We start from the raw sequence: 4,923 nt of genomic DNA on the forward strand, positions 1-4,923 counted from the left end.
TCGGGCACGAGTCTTCTTTGGGTTATAAATTGAACAAAGTGTGCTCGCGCCCTGGGGTTAATAGTGCGCTTACTTTTAAATAGATTGAACTGTAATATTTCCTTACAAATTAGAGAGTTAATTAATTGCTATATATACAGTATTTACGGAGACTTATAAGGTGAATTTCAATAACTTGCAGTATGATTCTTTACACAGATCGTCTGTTTTATGCACTATTCTAATTAGAAAATATAGCTATGAATAATAAAGTAACGTTTTCATTTGTTTTTTTAATGACCCTATCGGGATGCTCCAGTCACCAGCAGCATACTCAGGTTATTGAGCAAGCCAATAGTTACGACATAGTTCATCAGTCTGGGAATAATAATCCTGATGTGAACAACAAAGTGTTACTAATTAATGAAGTCTCTATTAATGAACAGTTAGATCATATTGAAACCGGTCGTTATTTCGCCAAAGACAGCGGTGATAATACTTACTATATTTTTGATAGTAAGAATATTGATGACTCAAGTCTCGAGTTAACTAAGCTTATTGAACAGACTCGCTTAGCCAGCGATTACGGGTATGTTGGTGCTTATAACGCTATTGATACAGCTGGATTTATGGTCAGTAGTTCAACTTTGAACCCGAATACTACTCTGGCGTTAAACTCGATTAAAAATTTATATTATAGCCATTCAAAATATAATGATGAAAGATTGTTCATCATTATTACTGGTCATACCGACTCCTCAGGTTCGTGGCAATACAATAAGCAGTTATCACGAGATCGTGCCGACTCAGCGGCGCGCTACTTAATGGCACAAGGCGTTCCGAATGAAGCGTTATTACGTATGGCAGCAGGGCCTGATTACCCGATTGCTAAAAACGATAGTGTAGAAAATAAAGCGAAGAACCGTCGTGTGGAGTTCTTTATTACTCATGATGTGAATTTCATTAGTGATTACTATCGTTCAGCACCTTGCTTCTCTAATGGCTGTGAATCCAGAGAGCTTCAGGCTGTTGGTTATGCACGTGATGGCAAGGTCACGACGAACTCTCGTCACATTCCAACCGAACTGAAAACAATTCGTGTGGCGAAAGAGCCAGAAGAAGTTCGCAGTTTTGAAGCTGAAGAGTTACAGCAAGAGCGTACCCAGTCTGAAAAAAACATTCGTTATCGTTCTTTGTCGCTGCCGCCAACGCGTGGTTAAACGACACTTCGTTACATCATAGGCAAAACCAAGGTAGAAGGATTTATCTAGGTTTCGTAATTTTGGCTCTTAGTATAGATAGTTATTGGGCATGAATAAGCAATATTTTTATTATTTACTTTTAATATTGGCACTATCAGGCTGCTCTTCTCCTGAGCGTGTGGATTATATAGATAAAGAAAACCAACCAGTCGAGGGTATGCAAGAGACCGCTTTAACTCGCAAAGAAGAGGCGCTTTCTGAGGTAGAAAAGGACTTTTCTTGGGTGGCTGAAGTGGGTGATGATGAGCTGTACTTTCCTGTTGAGAAGGCGGGGGGCTATGTGCATTTCTACCCAAGCCAGCAGGCAGGGGAGCCGCTTAATGAACTGGGAGATGGGATTGCGATTTTACGTAATTTATCGGCCAGCTCTGGCTTTGCCGTTAATAGCGATAAGTTGAATAGTGACATAAAAGCTCAGCTAGCCGAGGTTGCGGTGACTTATCATGAAAGGCAAGCGGCGCGTGATAATCAGCTTTTAGTGATTACTGGTCATACTGATGCGTCTGGCTCATGGGCTCATAATATTGATTTATCGCTAAGGCGAGCACTGTCAACCGCTCGTTACCTAGAGCAGCAAGGAGTGCTACATAATTCACTCGTTTTGATCGCGGGTGGTCCTGATTATCCTATCGCAAAAAATAACAGTCAAAGTAATAAGGCCCGCAATCGCCGTGTGGAGATCTTGATGACTGAAAATGAGCAGTTTGCTTCTCACTTATACCGTCATTATCGCTGCGCCGGGCAATCATGTAATGCTCGTTCTATGGAAGTATGGGCTTATTCCCGTGATAAGAAAGTGAGTAGTGATCTACGTGACTTTGAGTCTTTTAGTGAGCTTCGTTCTGATTTGGAGCTATTGGCAAAAGAACGTACGGGGCCACAAGTAAGAAGAACCTTTAGAAAGGCACCATTTTCGGTGTTTATATACCGAGAGTTCGATATAAAAAAATATATTAGTAAATAGAATTAGAAGATTTTACTACTTTAATATTTAATCATTTTGATACGTTAGGGCGAGAAATATACATGCAACAGGTGAAAACGGATATTGAAAAATTTATGGTGCAGCGACCGCTTGAAAGTGCGGTTATAGCCAAGGACCTTAGTCAGGATATTCAGCGTAAGGTTCGTGAGGAAGTGGAAGCTGCAGAGCAAACGAACTTGGTTGTTACTGACCATAATTCACACACCAATGGAATGCTATCTGTTATTCGCGATCCTCTTGAGCATTTGGGGCGTTGGTACTCTGATTTTTCTCAATTGCAAACTCGTTTACGTAAACATGCTGATGAGTCAGCATACATGAAGAAAGATACTGAGTATCAGCAAGTTTGTAACACGAAAGCCGATGCTTTAGCGGCGAAAAAAACCAGCTATGTTCAGGAAAGTGGCTATCAAGATGCGAAAGATGAGTTAGAAAAAACCAAAACGCGTTACGATAAAATGTTTAATTCTGCCGGTGGTAAGCCGCCGAGAAAAGTGAACCCGCTGATTTACTCGCTGGGTCTGCTTATTCCTAGTGTGCCAGAGTTTTGGATGAACTATGAAACGTTAGGTGAACTGCTGAATATTCCTCTGTTTGCTTTAGCGTTAGCGTTTGTGAGTGCCATTGTTACTGCGGCAGCGGCTCACTTTCATGGCAAGTTCTTAAAACAACGTTTAGAGCTGATGGGACCGGATGTTGAATCTCGTGAAAAGCGACAACACTATCGAATGCAGGCTTTTGCTTGGTTGGCGTTAATTTCGATTACGGTCGGTATCTTAATGGTTCGTTATCAAGCGATTGCTCGTGAATTAGCCGCGGTTGATATGGGTATGTGGGGCGATGCATCGGCATCTCAAGAGTCGGCAATGATGCTGTTATTCCCATTCATCATTTTCTCTATTGCACCTTGGTTTATCAGTATGTTCTGTGCCTATGTGTTAAATGATGCCAAACCATCTTACCAGGAAGCGCAAAAAGATTTCACCAGTGCTCGTGAGCGTTTTAACCGTTTGGATAAGGGTTTGAATAAAGAGTTAAACCAGGTTGAAGCGAAATTTTCTAAGCAGATCGCTGAGCTAGCGAATGCGCAAGAAGCTGAATTGATGGAATTGAAAAAGATTGAGCGTTTGCAAGAAGAGTTGGCCAATCATGCTGATGGTATTCTTGGTCAGGTGCATAAAGAGGTTAACCGCAACTTACGTACTTACCACAATAATCTAGTGATGCAGCTTCGTGCTAAGCAGCTTGAGGAAGTGAAAATTGGTGCGGAGATGAAGAGTTTAGATACTTACTACAAGCATGATATTGCGATTAGTAAAGACCAATTAATGAGTATGGTTGCGTAATTCCATGAAAAATATGATGAATAAAATTAAATCTGCCGCGCTACTGACTGCGCTGTGTGCGCCACAAGCTTTTGCTTCTGGGATGATTAATACGGGTGGCTTTGATGCTGCTAAGTACTGTCTTAGTGAGGGGGCGCCTCGTCAAACTTATTTGGTGATTGATACGACGTCCATTCCAAACAATAGTGCCAGTTGGGCGCAAGATATTATGCAAACTCTACCGCCGTCATATTTGCCAAGTGAAGAGATTGGTATCTATTATCTTTCTCCAAATGGCGATATGTCTCATGCCTTTACGACTTGTTTTCCTAATGTGAATGCATTAGAAAGCGGCGGTTTATTGCGAGCGGCTCCTGAACGCGTTATCCGTGATGATATGCCAAAGTTGACGCGTTTAATGCAACGTGGATTAGGTGAAGCGATGCAGGCGAGTCCTCATACAGCACAACCGGATTATGACCGTGCTGTGCCTGAAAAGGATTTAGCGCGTAGTTTGTTTCAAGTGACTAATGATATCCGTTTGAACTCAACACCAATTCGTTTGGTAGTTTATTCTGATGGCATTCAAAATAGCTCAGATGTTTCATTAACGGACTTAAGTGATAGCGATGCAGCAAAAGAAGCGGGTATTGTTCTAGCGGGCAAGCACAATGCTAACTTTAATAATGCGACGGTGTATTTCCACGGGATTGATTCAACGGGTGTGCGTAATGCTCACTTAGCTGCGTTTTGGGAAAGTTACTTGCAAGCTAGTGCTGGTCACTTGAAGAGTTTTTCTTCTAACTTACCAGGTATGAATCGCACGCAATATAATATGCCGGCTATTTCTGACAGTTACTCTGGTGTGATTAAGTCTCAAGGCGTTGAAACGCTGTTTAAATTGCGTATTGAGCGCCCGGAAGGTTTGTCTCGTGGTGAAATTAATCAAGCGTTTGCGAGTATTAATGGCTACGGCATGATGCTAAATGGCAGCTTTGAAATGAAAGGTAATAAGGTTGAGTACAAACTGGAGATTGTTCAGCATCACTCAGGGCTTGATTTTGAATCGGGTGATAGCATTGTTTTGACAGAGAGTGGACAAAAGGCGTCTGGCTTTATTGGTGATTTGAATCCATCGACAATGCAAGCGGATACCAACAATAAGTTCCAGTTCGATCTTGTGTTGGAAAAAGATAACTTCTTAATGTTCTAAATCTTGTAAGCGCTTTTCGTTTCGAAAGCGCTTTAAGGTATTACAAATAGCCTAATTCATACCTCAACGATCGATGTTGAAGTGTATCGATTAGGCTTTCTTTTGGTTCATCGCGGCTTTCCGGGGAAAGCCGCTTTTATCTTCAAGAAGAAGTAGTCG

At 41.6% G+C, this 4,923-nt stretch carries 4 protein-coding genes; all 4 read left to right on the top strand.

The genetic code is table 11. The features are described from left to right. The first annotated feature begins 239 nt into the window (after positions 1-239). The 4 genes from AB6E52_RS22655 to AB6E52_RS22670 all read left to right on the top strand — a co-directional run bounded on the left by AB6E52_RS22655 (position 240) and on the right by AB6E52_RS22670 (position 4,764). Positions 240-1,199 (top strand): OmpA family protein, encoded by a 960-nt coding sequence (locus AB6E52_RS22655; protein WP_102319822.1) that lies wholly within the window; start codon positions 240-242, stop codon positions 1,197-1,199. Positions 1,200-1,290: 91 nt separating this feature from the next. Then, on the top strand, positions 1,291-2,205 hold the full coding sequence (locus tag AB6E52_RS22660; RefSeq protein ID WP_102319821.1) for an OmpA family protein: 915 nt from the start codon (positions 1,291-1,293) through the stop codon (positions 2,203-2,205). Between the two features lie 62 nt (positions 2,206-2,267). Then, on the top strand, positions 2,268-3,572 hold the full coding sequence (locus tag AB6E52_RS22665; protein ID WP_102319820.1) for a hypothetical protein: 1,305 nt from the start codon (positions 2,268-2,270) through the stop codon (positions 3,570-3,572). Between the two features lie 13 nt (positions 3,573-3,585). Beyond that, positions 3,586-4,764, top strand: coding sequence for a hypothetical protein (locus AB6E52_RS22670; protein WP_372130177.1), 1,179 nt, complete (start codon positions 3,586-3,588; stop codon positions 4,762-4,764). Positions 4,765-4,923: the final 159 nt, after the last annotated feature.

The organism is Vibrio sp. 10N.247.311.13, assembly GCF_041467595.1.
GTDB classification, from domain to species: Bacteria; Pseudomonadota; Gammaproteobacteria; order Enterobacterales; family Vibrionaceae; genus Vibrio; species Vibrio crassostreae_C.

Bases quoted from the DNA above. Each gene is read 5' to 3' on its own strand.
- AB6E52_RS22665 (WP_102319820.1), top strand. From the start codon at position 2,268: ATGCAACAGGTGAAAACGGATATTGAAAAATTTATGGTGCAGCGACCG.
- AB6E52_RS22660 (WP_102319821.1), top strand. From the start codon at position 1,291: ATGAATAAGCAATATTTTTATTATTTACTTTTAATATTGGCACTATCA.
- AB6E52_RS22670 (WP_372130177.1), top strand. From the start codon at position 3,586: ATGATGAATAAAATTAAATCTGCCGCGCTACTGACTGCGCTGTGTGCG.
- AB6E52_RS22655 (WP_102319822.1), top strand. From the start codon at position 240: ATGAATAATAAAGTAACGTTTTCATTTGTTTTTTTAATGACCCTATCG.